The organism is Williamsia deligens (assembly GCF_024171765.1).
GTDB classification, from domain to species: domain Bacteria; phylum Actinomycetota; class Actinomycetes; order Mycobacteriales; family Mycobacteriaceae; genus Williamsia_A; species Williamsia_A deligens.
On record NZ_JAMTCI010000001.1, the window covers coordinates 2,787,391 to 2,803,432 of the forward strand.

Consider the following 16,042-nt stretch of genomic DNA (forward strand, 5'->3'; position numbering starts at 1 on the left):
GGGTCACGACCCGTCGCGACCCGGCCCGGTCCGCGGGCCCGCCCCGTCGCGGATCCTCCGGTCGATGTGGTCCAGCGCGGACGCGGTGAGGCGCACGTACCGGTCCGGGTCCGCGACCGGCAGGTCGTGATCGGCGTCGGCCTCGATCACGTGGGCCGAGAGGAGTCGTGCGGCCTCCCGCTGCAGTCGCGGCGGGCAGACGCGGTCGGAGCGCAGCAGGGTCACGACCACGGGCGCCGCGGGGCGCAGACGTCGATGGTCGGTGCGCCCGACGGCGGCGAACACCGTCGCGAGTCGCGCCCGGCCGGTGACGGTCATCTGCCGGTTGATCCACTGCCACCGCGCGGCGGCGTGCGGACTACGACGGGCCGCCACACGCCAGTAGCGCGCCGGCAGCGTCCGCGTCGCCTGGTCGAGGCGCAGGCGGTGCACCGCCGTGACGCCCTGCAGGAAGACGCGTTCGCGGATGTCGACGCCGTACCGCATCGCCGCGGCCTGCACGAGAATCCCCGCGATGCGCGACGGGTGTCGGTCCGCGGTCACCATCGCCGTGATCCCGCCCAGCGAGTAGCCGCACAGGATCGCCTGGGAGACCCCGAGGTGGTCGAGCACGGCCACGATGTCGTCGGCGAGCTCGGTGAAGACGAAACGGCGGACGTCGATCCCGTCGCCGTGGTTCGGCAGGTCGAAGACGATCGCCGGACGCCCACCGTCGAACAGGTCGGCCAACGCGAAGAAGTTGAGGTCGCCGGTCAGGGTGACCCCGTGCAGCAGCACGACCGGCGGCTGCGTCGCGTCGTGCAGACCGGGGGTGTGGCGGACCCGCAGACGACCGCGGGGTCCGAGGTCGACCTCGGTGATCTCGGTCCAGGGCAGGGTCGGCGGATCGAGCTGCGGCACCCCGCGCACCGGGGCGAGCATCGCGGTCACCGACCGCAGATCGGACACGAGCGGTGCGACGGTACGGATGGGGGCACGACCCTTCGTCGGTGCCGACGCGATCGGACGGCAGCAGGCGGGGTGCCGACGAGCACCACCGCACGAGTGACGTAACCACGGCACGCAGGGGGCGTCAACGCTCGAACTAGGCTGGCGCCGTGACCCCGACCGATCCGAGCGCCCCGGATGCCCGACCCCTCGACCCGCCGCCGACCGCGGTGCGCCGAGCCGGGCTCGTCGTCGCGGCCGAGGGTGTCGTCGGTGTCGTCGTCGCCGTCGTGCTCGTCGTCCGCGGGCTCAGCGGCGCGGACGACAAGGGGTTCATCAACGACTACGGGACCGCCGCCTGGTTCGCGATCCTCGGCGGCGGTGTGATCGCCGGCGGGCTCGCGCTGGTCCGCGGTCGCCGCTGGGGACGGGCCATCGCCGTCGTCGCCCAGATCCTGCTGCTGCCGGTGGCGTTCGCGTTGCTCACCGACAGCGGTCAGCCCTGGTACGGCGCGCCCCTGCTCGTCGTCGCGCTGGTGGTTCTCGTGCTGCTGTTCTCGCCGACGTCGGTACGGTGGTTGTCCGGCGGGACCCCGCCCGACGCCGACGCCGAGGACCGCTGACCCCCACTCAGCCCATCCGACGGCTCGGCCACTCAGCTCATCCGACGGCTCGGCCGTCCTGCATCGACGTAATCGGCGCTGCGGTAACCGGTGATCCCGAGTGCGGTGAGATTGCGCGACCGCCCGTCGTAGCCGAGGACGGCGATCGACGCCGGCAGCATCGTCAGGTGCTGACCCAGGGCGATCGGCGCGCCGACCCACCGCGCGAGCAGCGACCGCGAGAAGTGTCCATGCGTCACCACCACGACGTCCCCGGACTCGAGCCGGGGGATGATCGACGCGATCACCCCGTCCACCCGCCGCGTCATCGCCTCCGGCGACTCACCCCCCGGGCCGCCGTCGTCGAAGACGTTCCAGCCCGGCCGTGTCTCGTGGATGTCCGTGCTCGTGCGTCCCTCGTAGTCGCCGTAGTCCCATTCGGTGACCGCCTCGTCGGTCTCGTCGACGGTCAGTCCGGCCAGTTCCGCGGTCCGCCGCGCGCGCACCCGCGGCGACGAGATCACGACCGGCGACACCAGCGACAACCCCGCGACCGGATCCGTCAGCGATCGTGCCTGTTCGACGCCGGTGTCGGTGAGGTCGATGTCGGTGGATCCGGTGTGCCGCCCCGTCTTCGACCACTCGGTCTCGCCGTGCCGTATGACGATCAGCCGGTGGGTCGCCGCGGCCTGCGCGCCCCCGCTGTCCGCCGCGTGTCGTGTCACGTCGCCCATGAGCACATGGTGACACCCGGCACGCCTATCCTGGGACACCACGGTGCCCGCGGTGGAACAGCCGTGGCCACGCGCGAGCAGTGCCGGAGAGGGAGCAGCCCGATGACCACGTCCACGAACGTCGCCCCGCGATGAGTCGGATCCTCGCCGTCGCCAACCAGAAGGGTGGCGTCGCCAAGACCACCACGGTCGCCTCCGTCGGGGCCGCGCTGTGTGGGATGGACCTGTCGGTGCTCGTCGTGGATCTCGATCCGCAGGGATCACTCACCTTCTCCCTCGGCCACGACCCCGACCAGCTCGAGGTGTCGGTGCACGAGGTGCTGCTGGGTGAGGCGGAGATCGTCGACGCCCTGCTGTCCACCGAGGACGGCATGACCCTGCTCCCGGCCACCATCGACCTCGCCGGCTCGGAGGCGTTGCTCCTCATGCGGCCCGGCCGTGAGTACGCCCTGAAACGTGCACTCGCGCAGGTGTCCCAGGACTACGACGTCATCATCATCGACTGCCCGCCGTCGCTGGGTGTCCTGACTCTCAACGGACTCACCGCCGCCTCGGAGGTCGTGGTCCCGCTGCAATGCGAGACCCTCGCACACCGCGGCGTCGGACAGCTGCTGCGCACGGTCACCGAGGTCCAACAGATCACCAACCCGGACCTCACCCTGCTCGGGGTCGTCCCCACGCTGTACGACTCACGCACCACCCACAGCCGCGACGTCCTCGCCGACGTCTCCGACCGCTACGACCTGCCCGTCCTGGACCCGCCCATCCCGCGCACCGTCCGCTTCGCCGAGGCGTCGGCGTCGGGGACGAGTGTCATGACGGGTCGCAAGCACAAGGGCTCGCAGGCGTATCGCCAACTGGCGGAGAACCTCTGGCATCACTGGGACGCGGGCAAGCCCCTCGCCGTCGTCGGGACGGTCGCCTGACCCCTCGCTACCCGGTGGCGCGCAGGACGTGCACCGAGCCGTCGTAGGACGCCGCGATCGACGTGCCGATCGGCATGAGCCCGACAGTTCCCCCGGTGTACCCGGGCCGCGCGACGGCGATGGTGCGACGCTGCTGCCCGGTCGCGGGATCGACGACGGTGACCCCGGAGGGGCCCGGGACGACCAGATCCACGCCCATGAGCACCGCGGGACCCAGGGTCCCGGGGATCTGATAGCGGGGCGTCAGGGCCGTCGGGTCGAGGACCACGGTCGCGCTGCCGGTGAAGTAGGTGACCGCCGTGCCGCCGCCGACGCTCGTCGACGTGACCGGCAGCGAATCCGCCGGAGCCTCTGTGGCGCCGAGGACCTCGTGGGTCGAGCGCAGCGCGGCGTCGGTCCCGTACACGCGGATCTCCGGTCCCTCCGCGGCCGGTGCCCCCGCGGATGGGGTGGACCCGCCGCGGTAGACCGCCACGGCCGACGACGACACCGCGACCACCCGCGGGACGGGTCCGGCGGTGCTGTCGGTGATGAGTCGTGAGCCGAGCTGGGAGACCTTCTCGTCCTTGTCCTGCGCCGCGGAGATCACGCTGAGGCGGTAACCGGCCTCGTCGGGGCATTGCTCGACGACGGCGATCTGACTGGCGCCGGTGGCGCCCGAGAGCAGGCGACACCCGGAGCGCGGCTGGGTCCCCGGCTTCACCGGTGCGGACACACGGCCGTACTCGACGCCGCGGACCAGCGACGACCCCCAGGACTCCAGGCGTGTATCGCCCACGGAGACAACGTAATCCGATGCGGTCACCAGTGACACGGCGTCGTCGGCGGAGCTGCTGCGCGTGGCCGCGCGTCGACCGTCGTCGGCGCGCAGGGCGGTCACCTCGCCGCACCCCCGGCTGTTGCGGTAGGCGGCCACCACGCGGGGGGCGGAGGGGTAGGCCGAGACGATGCCGCACAGGTCGAGGTCCCGGCGATAGCTCCACACCGTCGACCCGTCGTCGGGATCATGCGCCACGACGGCGCCGCCGTCGCCGGTGACGACGGCAGATTCGGTCACGACAGGCATCGCCGTGACGGGGGAGCGCGCGGTCCAGCCCTGTTGGAGTCCGGCGGGTGCGCCGGTCGCGTCGGCGACCGGTGTCAGTGGCACCGGCGCCGAGTCGATGCGGGTGTGCCGCGACGGGCTGACCCACCAGATGGCCGCGGCCACCACGACGACGACGACCACGATCACCGCGGTGACGACGAGGTCGGTGCGGGTCCGACGTTCCGGACGCAGGCGTCGCGGGCCGCGGGTGCCCGGTGGCCGGGTGGTGGTCATCGGGTCACTGGTCGGACGAGCCCGTCGTCGCGCCTGCGGAGTCGCCGCCGGTCGATGCTGCACCGTCGGTGCCCGCCGCACCACCGCGGCCACGGCCGCGACGACGACGGCGCTTGGGACGCGAGGTCCCGTCACCGGACTCGCCGGACCCCTGATCGGACGGTGCCGAGGCCGGAGCCGCGGTCGCGGAGTCGGATGCCGAGCCGGACGCGGCGGTCGCGTTCCACTCGGACGGGGAGTCCCCGGTGCGGGCGCCGCGGGTACGGCGACGCTCGCGGTTCGCCCGCGGCGCACGCGGTTCGCGACGACCGCCGTCCGACGATCCGTCCCGCTCCCGCGGTGCCGGCGGGGCAGCGGGGACGATCCGGCCGGTGGTCTCGGCCGGGATGTCGAGGTCCTCGCGCAGGTGCTCCGAGCTGGAGTACGTCTCCACCGGCTCGGGGATGCCGAGGTCAAGGGCGTCGTTGATGAGCTTCCACTTGTGCAGCTCGTCCCAGTCGACGAGGGTCACGGCGATACCGGTGCGACCCGCGCGCCCGGTGCGGCCGATGCGGTGCACGTAGGCCTTCTCGTCCTCGGGGCACTGGTAGTTGATGACGTGGGTGACGTCGTCGATGTCGATGCCGCGGGCGGCGACGTCGGTCGCGACGATGACGTCGATGGTGCCGTCACGGAACCGGCCGAGGGCCTTCTCGCGGGCGACCTGGCCGAGGTCTCCGTGCACGGCACCGACCTTGAAGCCGCGCTCGGCGAGGTCGTCGGCGACCTTCTGCGCGGTCCTCTTGGTGCGGGTGAAGATCATGGTCGCGCCACGACCCTCCGCCTGCAGGACCCGGGCGACCAGTTCGGCCTTGTCCAGGGCGTGCGCGCGGTACGCGTGCTGCTTGGTGCGCTCGTGGACGGCGGAGTCCCCGGCGTGCTCGGCGCGGATGTGGGTGGGCCGGTTGAGGAAGGTACGGGCCAGGGTGACGATCGGGCCGGGCATCGTGGCCGAGAACAGCATCGTCTGACGCTGGTCGGGCAGGGCCCGCATGATGCGCTCGATGTCGGGCAGGAAGCCCAGGTCCAGCATCTCGTCGGCCTCGTCGAGGACGAGGATCTGCACCTTGCCGAGGATGAGGTGGCCCTGCTGGGCCAGGTCGAGCAGTCGACCGGGGGTGCCGACGACGACGTCGGCGCCGGCCTGCAGCTCAGCGATCTGCGACTCGTAGGGCCGGCCGCCGTAGATGGAGACGATCGACAGCTTGCGCTTGGCGTTGGGCTGCGGGTCGACCTCGATGTCCTTGCCGGCCACCTGGAGGTCGCCCGTGACCTGCAGGCAGAGCTCGCGGGTCGGGACGATCACGAGTGCGCGGGGGGTGCCGTCGAGCGGGCGGAGCGCGCCGTCGCTGCCCGGCTTGGCCTGGGTGATGCGGTGGATCAGCGGGACGCCGAACCCGAACGTCTTGCCCATGCCGGTCCGCGCCTGACCGATGAGGTCGTCACCGGCGAGGGCGAGGGGGAGCGTCAGCTCCTGGATCGCGAAGGTGTGGGTCTTGCCGTCGGCCTCGAGGGCGGCGACGATCTCGTCGCTCACGCCGAGCTCGGCGAACGTCGGGGCGACGTGGGTGTCGGTGTCGACGATGGTCGTCTGGGGGACGTCGGGATCGATGGGCGACTCGCCGGTCACGACGGTGGTCCCGTCGGCCTGGGTCGTCTCGTCGGTCGCGGTGCTGATGTTGTCGGTACTGATGTCGGTGCCTTCCGAAGTCACGTCTGCGCGTACCCGGGGTCTGGCGTGATCTCGCGCCGGCGGCGGTGCCGCCCGCGCCAGTGATGAGCGATCGGTTCTCGCCTGCGGCGGCCCGGCCGATTCGGCGGGCTCGCGCGGCGGTCGTCGTACTCGGTACGCGCGCACTTGTCGTGACGGTCGGTGCCCGCCGCGGCGACGCGGACCCGGGTCTCGTGTCGCCGGTCGCAGCGGCGACCGTCAGCGCCGAGTGTACGTCCCCGCTGCACGAACGCCGCATCGGTCGAGCAGACGAGGCCCTCCGGCGTGGCGCACGGGTCGCCTACGATCGCCGCATGGCCGACTCGACTCCCGGATCGCAATCGCACCCGCCCGCGTCCGACGGCGGCGGCGCGGCGGTGCTGCCGGGGTCCTCGGCACCCCTGGCCCCGCACGTGCGGCCCCGCGGGACCACCACGCCGTTGCCCGACGACCACCCGGGGATCACCGCGTTGTTCGGGGTGCTCCTCGCCGGTGAGATCGCCGCCTTCTACCGGCTCACGTCGGAGGCGGAGATGGCCCCGGACCTGCGGGGACGTGTCGCGATCGCGCAGATGGCCGGTGCGGAGATGGTCCACTTCGACATCCTCGCCCAGGAGCTCGTCCGCCGCGGCGCCGACATCGACGAGACGGTCGCGCGACACACACCCGTCCTCGACCGGTACCACGGGTCGACGACGCCGAACACCTGGCTCGAGTCGATGGTGAAGGCCTACATCGGCGACGGTCTCGCCGCGGACTTCTACCTCGAGGTCGCGCACACCCTGCCCAGCGACGCCGAGTCGATCGTGCAGCAGGTGATGGCCGAGACCGGCCACTCCGACTTCGCCCGCGACGAGGTCCGGGCCGCGGTTGCCGCCGATCCCGATCTCACGTCCCCGCTGCGCCTGTGGGGTCGACGGCTGCTCGGCGAGGCGATCACCCAGGCCCAGCACGTGCTCGCCTCGGAGGAGGCGCTCACCGACGTGCTGTTCAGCGAGGCCGCCGACCTCGGGCGGGTGTCGGCGTTCTTCGAGTCGATCCAGGACCGGCACGCCGAGCGCATGCGCGAGCTCCACCTCGGCTGACCCACGGCGCGCGTGCCGACGGTGCCCGACGACCGGTGCGGGGTACGCCCACAGCGGAACGCGATGGGGTGACGACGGCCCGCTCCACTAGCCTTGACGGCGAGACCCTGTACGGGGTGACGCGAGGAGGAGGACGACCGTGGCGGTTGACGTGAAGATCGGTATTTCCGACAGCTCGCGAGAGCTCGTGGTGCAGACCGATCAGACGAGCGACGACGTGCACGCCGCCGTCGAGGCCGCCCTCTCGGGCAAGGAGCCGCTGCTGCGGCTCACCGACGACAAGGGTGCCCGCTACCTCGTGCCGGTCACCAAGATCGCCTACGTCGAGGTCGGGTCGTCCGAGCGTCCGCGCGTCGGCTTCGGCGCCGTCTGACGGGGCACTTCCTGACGGGGCCCTTTCTGACGGGGCACGGTGGGCCGCCGCGGGTCAGCCCGCGGCGGACCCGACGCCCTGGAGCGGAACCCGTGAGAGCCCGCCCCACAGCAGCGAGACGGTGGTCTCGACCGCGTCGGACTTGCTGATCGGGCGCCGCGCGTCGAGCCAGTAGCGGGCGTTGACCTGGCTGGCGCCGACGAGTCCGGCGGCAAGCATGCGGGAGCGGTACGGATCGAGACCCGAGTCGTGCATGACGAGTCCGTAGACGGCGTCGACACACGCCTCCGTGGCGCTCTCCACCCGACGGATCGCCGCGGGATCGAGTGCGTCGGACTCGAAGATCAGCCGGTACCCCTGATGGTCCTGATCGATGAAGTCGAAGAAGGCCTCCACCGCCTTGCGCACGCGCTCCCGGTTGTCGGTGGTGGTCTCCAGCGCTGTGCGGACCTGCGACACCATCGCCTCGGCGTGCTCCTCGAGCACGGCCAGGTACAGGTCCAGCTTCCCCGGGAAGTGTTGGTAGAGAACGGGTTTGCTGACCCCGGCGTGGATCGCGATCTCGTCCATCCCCGCCGAGTGGTAGCCCCGTTCGACGAAGATCTCGCTGGCGGCGTCGAGCAGTTGGACCCGACGGGCGCTGCGCGGCATGCGGGTGTTGCGACGGTTCACGGATTCGCCGGCCACCCCGACGGAGTCACGCTGGGGGGCTCCTGGCATGCGACGACCCTACTCGGCCCCCCGACCAGGTGAGGCATGCTGGACCGGTGTCGACACACCGTCCCGGACAGACGGCGCAGCCGACGTCCCTGCGCGATCAGCTCGCCCCACTCGACCGCACCAGCCCTCTGTGGCCGGGATCCCGCGTCGAGCTCGGCGGGCGTCGCCTCTTCCTCCGCCGGGTGCCCCGAGCCCGGGAGGACGCCCCCGGCGGTCGCGCGCTCTACGTCCACGGGCTCGGCGGGTCGTCGCTGAACTGGACCGATCTGGGCGAGGTCCTGGCGCCGGTCGCCGACGGATGGGCGATGGACCTGCCCGGCTTCGGGTTCTCCGACCCGCCGGTCGACGGCGACTACTCGTTGCACGCCCTGGCCGACTCCGTCGTCGCCGTCCTCGAGCATCTCGGTGGCGCGCACCTCGTCGGCAACTCGCTCGGCGGTGCCGTCGTCGCCCGGGTGGCCGCGACCCGCCCCGACCTCGTCACCACCCTCACGCTCATCTCGCCGGCCTTCCCCGACCTGCGTCCCCGTGTCCGGCGCCTCAGCTTCGTCCCGCTCACGCTCGCCTCGGTGCCCCGGGTGGGGCCCGCGGTGTTCGGGTACCTCGGCCGGGCGCACCCCGAGAGGCAGGTCGCGCAGACGCTGCGCGAGATCATGGTCGACCCGTCCCGACTGGGGCCCGTCCGCACGGCGCAGGCAGTCGAGCACGCCGTCGCCCGTGCGAGTCTGCCCTGGGCGCCGGTGGCGCTGTCGCGGACGCTCGCCGCGTTGGTCGGCAGCTGGTTGTGGATGTCCGGTCGGGAGCACTGGCGTGCCGCGGCCGCGATCGAGTCGCCGACCCTCGTCGTCTGGGGTGGTCGGGACAAGCTGGTCAGCTCCGCGATCGCGCCGCGCCTGGTCCGGGCGATCCGGGACTCGCGGTTGGTCATGTTCGGGGCGGTGGGCCACGTGTGTCAGATGGAGATCCCCGTGGAGACGGCGCGGGAGATCGCCCGCCACATCGAGGTCGCGGCGGCCGTCACACCCTGACCGCACGAGCCCGCGGGACCGACAGAAGGTGTCCGGCCGACCGGGCGAGGGTCCCCGGACCGGCAGGGACTCTGTGAGATGGTGGGCCTCGTGAGCACCGGCGGCGGTGGAGATCGCCGAACCCCGACGACGCCCGGGCCCAGCGGCCCGTCGGCGCCCGGCCCCGGACACCCACAGCACCCCGGACATCCGTACGCAGGCCACCCCTCCGGACCGCTCCCGTCCGCGCCCCGACAGGGCCCGCCGGGACGGTTCCCGCCGGGTCAGATCCCTTCTGGTCAGATGCCTTCTGGGCAGATCCCCCAGGGGACGTTCCCGCCGGGACCCTCGCTGCCCCCTGGTGCCGGTCCCGCGCGACCCGGGCGCCGCCCGGACGGGACACGTCCCGACAGGCCGCGCGACGACCAGCCGCTGCGCGCGCACTGGGATCCGACGCAGGTCGACACGCGTGGGCGTCGTGGTCCCCGTCCCGAACGTCGGCGACAGAGTGCGCTCGGGCGGTTCGTCAGCACCTACGGATGGCGTGCCTACGCCATCCCGGTCCTGGTCGTGCTGACCGTCGTCCTGCTGGTGGTGACGATCGTCGACGACGGGTCCTCGTCGTCCGCGCAGCCGGCACCCACCCCGGCCGAGACCCGCAACACCGCGGTGAACTCCGAGACGACGGCGATCGGCGCGCCCAGCGGCTCGGTCGCCGCGTCGGCGCTGCCCGCCGGCCAACTCCCCGACGGCGGTGGGTTCACCACGGCGGGCGCGAAGAGCTGGCGCACCGTGCCGGGCACGACGGGTGTCGTCGGCAATCCCCGTGCGGGGCGGACGTTCACCTACACCGTCGAGGTCGAGAACGGGCTGGTGCCGCAGGACTACAGCAGCGACAGCGCCTTCGGGAAACTCGTCGACGCGACGTTGTCGAACCCGCGCAGCTGGATCGGCGGGGGGTCGGTCGCCTTCCGACGCGTCGACACCGGCACCCCCGACTTCCGGGTGTCGCTGACCTCCACCGACACCACACGCGAGCTGTGCGGGTACCAGATCAAGCTCGAGTCCAGCTGCTACTACCCGCCGGAGGCGCGGGTGACGGTGAACGAGGCACGGTGGGTGCGCGGCGCGGTCTCGTACCAGGGCGACGATCTCCTGTACCGCCAGTACCTGATCAACCACGAGGTCGGCCACGCAATCGGCTACGAGCAGCACCAGCCGTGCGGCGGTCAGAACGCGTTGGCGCCGATCATGATGCAGCAGACCTTCGGCGTCTCGAACAGCCAGATCATGGCCCTCGACCCGGAGATGCGCGCCGACCCCGACCTCACCTGCCGCGCCAATCCCTGGCCGTTCCCCCAGGCCTGAGCCGCCGGTGTGTCGCAGGCCTAACCTGAGGGCGTGACACCGCTCCCGCCCCTCGTCGACCCGGTGGCGACGCTCACCCACGACGAGGTCGCCCGCTACAGCCGTCATCTCGTCCTGCCCGATCTCGGCCTCGCCGGGCAACGTCGGCTGAAGACCGCCCGCGTCCTCGTGATCGGTGCGGGCGGACTGGGCAGCCCGGTCCTGCTGTATCTCGCCGCGGCGGGTGTCGGGACGATCGGGATCGTCGAGTTCGACGTCGTCGAGGAGTCGAACCTGCACCGACAGGTCATCCACGGCCAATCCGACATCGGGCGCTCGAAGGCGGCCAGCGCCCGCGACGCGATCGCCGAGACCAACCCGCACGTCCGCGTCGAACTCCACGAGCACCGGTTGACCGCGGAGAACGCCGTCGAGCTGTTCGGCCGGTACGACCTCGTCGTCGACGGCACCGACAACTTCGCCACCCGCTACCTCGTCAACGACGCCGCGGTGCTGGCCCGCGTGCCCTACGTGTGGGGGTCGATCTTCCGGTTCGAGGGTCAGGTGTCGGTGTTCTGGGACGCCGCCCCGGACGGTCGGGGACTGGACTACCGCGACCTCTATCCGGACCCACCTCCCGCCGGCACCGTCCCCTCGTGTGCCGAGGGCGGCGTCCTCGGGGTGCTGTGCGCGTCGGTCGGGTCGGTGATGGCCACCGAGGCGATCAAGCTGCTGACGGGCGTGGGGGAGTCGCTGCTCGGCCGGGTGATGCTCTACGACGCGATGGCCATGCGATACCGGACCGTCGAGGTCCGCCGGGACCCCGCCCGCACGCCGGTCACCGCGCTCGTCGACTACGAGGCGCTGTGCGGGGTGGCGGCAGAACCTGCGACGTCGGATGCTGCCGAGCCGGATCGCGCGGTGCAGGACACCGTCTCGGCGACGGAACTCCGGGCGCGCCTCGGTGCGGGCGAGTCGGTGGCGCTCATCGACGTCCGGGAGCCCGTCGAATGGGACATCGCCCACATCGACGGCGCCACCCTGATCCCGTTGGGGGACATCGAGTCCGGCACGGGCATCGATCGCGTGCCGCGCGACCGACCGGCTGTCCTGTACTGCAAGACCGGGATCCGGTCGGCACGCGCGCTGGCCGCGCTGCGTCGCACCGGGTTCACCGACGTGCGTCACCTCGAGGGTGGGATCGCGTCCTGGACGCGCGAGATCGATCCGTCGCTGCCGGTCTACTGACGTGAGCGACGAGCCCGCCCGCGACGAGCCCGAGTCCGACGGCGTCGACCACGGCGTCGCGCTGGCCACCGCGCAGGGCCGGTGGATCGTCGCCGCGGCGGTGCTGGGGACCGCTGTCGTCATGCTCGACTCCACCGTCGTCAACGTCGCGCTGCCGCGGATCGCCGAGGACCTCGACGCCGGCCTCGCCTCGTTGCAGTGGACCGTCACGGCCTACATGACGACGCTGTCGGCGCTCGTCCTGCTGGGCGGGTCCCTGGGTGACCGATTCGGTCGTCGGCGTGTCTTCATCGTGGGCATCGTGCTGTTCGCGGCGGCGTCACTGGCCTGCGGTCTCGCGCCCGGGATCGAGGTCCTCGTCGGGGCCCGGGCGGTCCAGGGGATCGGCGGTGCGCTGCTCACCCCGGGCTCGCTCGCGATGATCCAGTCGTCGTTGCGGCCGGCCGATCGCGCCCGTGCGATCGGGTTGTGGTCGGGGCTGGGCGGCGTCGCGTCGGCGATCGGCCCGTTCATCGGCGGCGCCCTCGCCGACGGACCCGGGTGGCGGTGGGTGTTCCTGGTCAACATCCCGGTCGCCGCGGCGTGCATCGTGGTCGCGCTCCGGCACGTCCCGGAGTCCGACGACGCCCGGACGCACCGCGGGTTCGACGTCGTCGGCGCACTCTCGGCGATCGTCGCCCTGGCCGCCACCACCGTCGCCCTCATCCGCGCCGCCGACGGCGGGTCCGGGATCGAGGTGGGGCTCGTCGCGGGTGTCGGGGTCCTGGCGGGAGTGGTCTTCGTCCTCACCGAACGGCGCGCCCGCGAGCCGATGGTCCCGCCGCGGCTGTTCGCGTCCCGCACGTTCACCGTCGTCAACGTGGTGACGTTCGCGGTGTACGCGGCCCTCGGTGGCCACCTGTTCCTCACCGCCCTGCAACTGCAGGTCGTCGCGGGCTATCCGGCCGTGTGGGCGGGCGCAGCACTGCTGCCGGTGACCGTCCTCATGCTGTTGTTCTCGGCCCGTTCGGCGGCGTTGGCCGCGCGCATCGGACCGCGCCTCCCGCTCACCCTGGGCGCGATCGCCCTGGCGGGTGGACTGCTGCTGTTCCTCCGGATCGGGCCCGGCGCCGACTATCTCACCGATGTGCTGCCCGGTGCCCTGCTCATGGGGCTGGGCCTGGTGACGCTGGTGGCGCCGCTGACCGCCACGGTGCTCGCCGCCGTCGACGACGCGCACTCCGGTCTGGCGAGCGGGGTGAACAACGCCGTCGCGCGGGCGGCAGGACTCGTCGCCGTCGCGTCGGTGCCGCTGCTCGCCGGCACGTCGGCCGCCTCCGGACTCGACCCGTCCTTCGACACCACGTTCCGCCGCGCGGTGCCGGTCTTCGCCGCCGTCGCGCTCGTCGGTGCCGCGATCGCCTGGTTCGGTCTCGGCGACACCGGTCGCCTGATCCGTCACCGCACCCGGACACCGGTGGACACCGGCACCGCACCTCCCCGGCAACGCGGGAGTCGGTCGGTAACGTGATCTCTCGTGAACGCACCGGAGCCGCCCGCGCACGTCGTCGCGACGTTCGGGCTGTCCGGCGTCGAGCCCATCGCGCTGACGCGGGAGTGGGAGGGCGGCTGGCGCATCGGTGAGGTGGTGCTCTCGCTCGTCCCGGATCATGCCCGCGCGGCGTGGTCGGCGACGATCCGCGAGGACCTCTACGTCGACGGCCTCCGGGTGGCGCGCCCGCTGCGCGGCACGGACGGCCGCTATGTCGTCTCCGGGTGGCGCGCCGACACCTACATCGCGGGGTCGCCCGAGCCCCGGCACGACGAGGTCGTCTCCGTCGCCAACCGCCTGCACCAGGTGACCGCGGCCATCGAACGTCCCCGCTTCCTGCTGCAGCCCCCGGCGCCGCCCTACACCGACGTCGACGTGTTCACCGCCGCCGACCGCGCCGCGTGGGAGGAGGTCCCGTTACGGTCCGCCCGTGCAGCCGGTTTCGGTGAACCGACGTCGCCGGACGGCGTCACCAGCATCGAGATGCTCAAGACGCTCGCGACGCTGCGCACCCCGGTGAGCGCGCCCCCACAACTCGTCCACGGCGACCTGTTCGGCACGGTGTTGTTCGCCGGTGCGGCGGCGCCGGGGATCACCGACATCGTGCCGTACTGGCGACCGGCGGCCTGGGCCTCGGCGGTGGTCGTCGTCGACGCCATCGCGTGGGGTGGCGGCGACGAGGACCTCGTCGACCGCTGGTCGGATCTGCCCGAGTGGCCGCAGATGATGTTGCGCGCGCTGCTGTTCCGACTGGCCGTGCACGCGCTGCACCCGCGGTCGTCGGCCGGGGCGCTCGCGGGTCTGTCGCGGGTCGTCGACATCGTGCGCCTGATGCTCTGAGCTGTCGGGGATCTCGATGGGACGGCGCTACTCACACCTCGCGTTCGGACCGCGGTCGTTGGACCGTCAGGTGCAGGCGGGCAGCGTCGTCGCCTATGGCGCCGACCTCGAGACGCCCGACTCCGGACCGCAGGAGATCACCGAGCGCGAGATCCGCATGCTGACGTCGGTGTTCCAGTTCCATCTCGCGAGCGTGACGCCGCAGGGGTGGCCCTACATCCAGTACCGCAGCGGGCCGGTGGGATTCCTGCACCATCTGGGCGGCAACCGGTTCGGCTTCCCCGACTTCTACGGCAACCAGCAGTTCGTGTCGGTGGGCAACATCGAGGCCGACGACCGGGTGGCCCTGTTCGTCGCCGATTTCCCGCGACGCACCCGCATCAAGGTGTTCGGCCGCGCAACCGTCGTCGACGCCACCGCCGATCCCGCGCTCGCCGACATCCTCGGCCACGTCGACGGACGGGCGATCGCGACGCCGGTCGAGCGGTGCGTGCTGATCGACGTCGAGGCGTTCGACTGGAACTGCGCGCGCAGCCTCATCCCGCAGTTCACCGCCGAGATGATCAGGGACAGGACGCAGCCCTACGCCGAGCGCATCGTCGAACTCCAGGAGGAGGTGGAACGGCTGCGAGCCGAACTCGCCGCCGCGCGGGGCGGCGACGAGCCCGGGTCGTGATCAGCTGCCGAAGCAGAACGGGGTGCAGGGTCCGTCGTAGACGATGGTGACGCGAGCACCCTCGCCGCTCTTGGCGATCTGGGTCGTCGCCGAGAACGGGAGCGGCGATCCGCCACCGCCGCCACCACCCCGGTACCCGCCGCCGCCACCGAAGCCGCCACCGCCACCGCCGCCTCCGCCGGTGGGCGAGGCCGCACCGCCGACACCGACGCGGCCGGGCTGCGAGTCACCGGCGTTGGTGCCGCCGTTCGCGGGACCACCCGCGCCGCCGCCGAGCTGGAACCCGTTGCTGTCACCGGGGCGTCCGCCGACGCCACCCTGTGTGCCCGCCGAACCGCCGCCTCCGGGTGCCGACACGAGTCGCGACGCCAGGGACACGGGGTCGAGCGCATTGCCGCCGACCGTCCGGATGTCGCTGGCACCGCCACCACCGTTGGGATAACCGGGGCCGCCGCCGTTGTACCCGCCCGCGCCGATCCGGCTGCCGGGTGCGTTGTGCTGTCCGTTGCCGCCGACGTAGACGAAGAGGCGTTGCCCGCCGACGACGTTCGCGTAGGCGTAGGTCTTGCCGGCCCTGGTCGGTGCGAAACCGGAGCCGCGCGTGTCCGCGCCACCGGCGCCGGTCGCCAGCACGAGGATCGACCGCAGTCCGCGCGGGACCGTGAACACCTGCGCCGAGCCGGTGTAGGTGTAGGTGCAGCGGATGTCGCTCTGGAACAGGGCCTGCGTGCAGTTGCGGGGCAGCGGGGCCGCCGACGCCACCGGTGCGGTGACGATGCCGGCGGTGGCCGCCGCCACGAGGGCGGCGACGACGGACAGCCGCCTACGACGTGACATCAGATGGTCCTCCTCAGGGCCGGGACGCGGGGACCCCGGCCTCCCCACAGACTGCGCTTCGTCGCTGACTCTACGAGGTGGGACGTCGCGCCGGTCACGTTTGGGCCCGGCCGGTCGC

16 protein-coding genes are annotated in these 16,042 nt (G+C 72.4%); 10 read left to right on the plus strand and 6 right to left on the minus strand.

Annotated features, from left to right (window positions below; translation table 11 throughout):
* Positions 1-3: 3 nt before the first annotated feature.
* Complete coding sequence (locus LX14_RS12795) at positions 4-948, minus strand: alpha/beta fold hydrolase (RefSeq protein WP_253647559.1); 945 nt, start codon at positions 946-948, stop codon at positions 4-6.
* A 149-nt stretch (positions 949-1,097) separates the two neighbouring features.
* On the opposite strand from LX14_RS12795, the gene LX14_RS12800 reads away from it, so the two are divergent.
* A complete protein-coding gene (locus LX14_RS12800; protein ID WP_253647560.1) occupies positions 1,098-1,550 on the plus strand; it encodes a hypothetical protein in 453 nt (150 codons plus the stop codon).
* Positions 1,551-1,582: 32 nt separating this feature from the next.
* Here LX14_RS12800 and LX14_RS12805 read toward each other — a convergent pair whose 3' ends face one another.
* On the minus strand, positions 1,583-2,263 hold the full coding sequence (locus tag LX14_RS12805; protein WP_253647561.1) for an acid phosphatase: 681 nt from the start codon (positions 2,261-2,263) through the stop codon (positions 1,583-1,585).
* A 131-nt stretch (positions 2,264-2,394) separates the two neighbouring features.
* Here LX14_RS12805 and LX14_RS12810 point away from each other — a divergent pair, with 131 nt between their 5' ends.
* Positions 2,395-3,189, plus strand: a complete 795-nt coding sequence (locus LX14_RS12810; protein ID WP_253647562.1) for a ParA family protein — start codon at positions 2,395-2,397, stop codon at positions 3,187-3,189.
* A gap of 7 nt (positions 3,190-3,196) precedes the next feature.
* Here LX14_RS12810 and LX14_RS12815 read toward each other — a convergent pair whose 3' ends face one another.
* Positions 3,197-4,510: an Rv3212 family protein gene (locus tag LX14_RS12815; protein WP_253647563.1), complete on the minus strand. Its 1,314-nt coding sequence runs from the start codon at positions 4,508-4,510 to the stop codon at positions 3,197-3,199.
* Between the two features lie 4 nt (positions 4,511-4,514).
* On the minus strand, positions 4,515-6,179 hold the full coding sequence (locus LX14_RS12820) for a DEAD/DEAH box helicase (protein ID WP_253648007.1): 1,665 nt from the start codon (positions 6,177-6,179) through the stop codon (positions 4,515-4,517).
* Positions 6,180-6,574: 395 nt separating this feature from the next.
* Between LX14_RS12820 and LX14_RS12825 the strand changes: the two genes are divergently transcribed.
* Complete coding sequence (locus tag LX14_RS12825; protein ID WP_253647564.1) at positions 6,575-7,345, plus strand: ferritin-like fold-containing protein; 771 nt, start codon at positions 6,575-6,577, stop codon at positions 7,343-7,345.
* A 139-nt stretch (positions 7,346-7,484) separates the two neighbouring features.
* Positions 7,485-7,718: a DUF3107 domain-containing protein gene (locus LX14_RS12830; RefSeq protein WP_253647565.1), complete on the plus strand. Its 234-nt coding sequence runs from the start codon at positions 7,485-7,487 to the stop codon at positions 7,716-7,718.
* Between the two features lie 54 nt (positions 7,719-7,772).
* Here LX14_RS12830 and fasR read toward each other — a convergent pair whose 3' ends face one another.
* Entirely contained in the window at positions 7,773-8,438 is a 666-nt protein-coding gene (gene fasR, locus LX14_RS12835) for an HTH-type transcriptional activator FasR (protein ID WP_253647566.1), read from the minus strand.
* A 47-nt stretch (positions 8,439-8,485) separates the two neighbouring features.
* On the opposite strand from fasR, the gene LX14_RS12840 reads away from it, so the two are divergent.
* The 6 genes from LX14_RS12840 (at position 8,486) to LX14_RS12865 (ending at position 15,087) form a co-directional block, all read left to right on the plus strand.
* Positions 8,486-9,466 (plus strand): alpha/beta fold hydrolase, encoded by a 981-nt coding sequence (locus LX14_RS12840; protein WP_253647567.1) that lies wholly within the window; start codon positions 8,486-8,488, stop codon positions 9,464-9,466.
* 282 nt (positions 9,467-9,748) lie between these two features.
* The gene (locus LX14_RS12845; protein WP_253647568.1) at positions 9,749-10,813 is read left to right on the plus strand and encodes a DUF3152 domain-containing protein; all 1,065 of its coding nucleotides are present in this window, start codon (positions 9,749-9,751) and stop codon (positions 10,811-10,813) included.
* A gap of 33 nt (positions 10,814-10,846) precedes the next feature.
* Positions 10,847-12,040: an adenylyltransferase/sulfurtransferase MoeZ gene (gene moeZ / locus LX14_RS12850; protein WP_253647569.1), complete on the plus strand. Its 1,194-nt coding sequence runs from the start codon at positions 10,847-10,849 to the stop codon at positions 12,038-12,040.
* Position 12,041: 1 nt separating this feature from the next.
* Positions 12,042-13,550, plus strand: coding sequence for a DHA2 family efflux MFS transporter permease subunit (locus LX14_RS12855; protein WP_253647570.1), 1,509 nt, complete (start codon positions 12,042-12,044; stop codon positions 13,548-13,550).
* Positions 13,551-13,556: 6 nt separating this feature from the next.
* Positions 13,557-14,411 (plus strand): TIGR02569 family protein, encoded by an 855-nt coding sequence (locus tag LX14_RS12860; protein ID WP_253647571.1) that lies wholly within the window; start codon positions 13,557-13,559, stop codon positions 14,409-14,411.
* A gap of 16 nt (positions 14,412-14,427) precedes the next feature.
* Positions 14,428-15,087 carry a pyridoxamine 5'-phosphate oxidase family protein gene (locus tag LX14_RS12865; protein ID WP_253647572.1) on the plus strand — a complete coding sequence of 220 codons (660 nt, stop codon included), beginning with the start codon at positions 14,428-14,430 and terminating at the stop codon, positions 15,085-15,087.
* Here the strand turns inward: LX14_RS12865 and LX14_RS12870 are convergent, their stop codons facing one another.
* Entirely contained in the window at positions 15,088-15,924 is an 837-nt protein-coding gene (locus LX14_RS12870; protein WP_301283201.1) for a glycine-rich protein, read from the minus strand.
* Positions 15,925-16,042 lie beyond the last annotated feature (118 nt).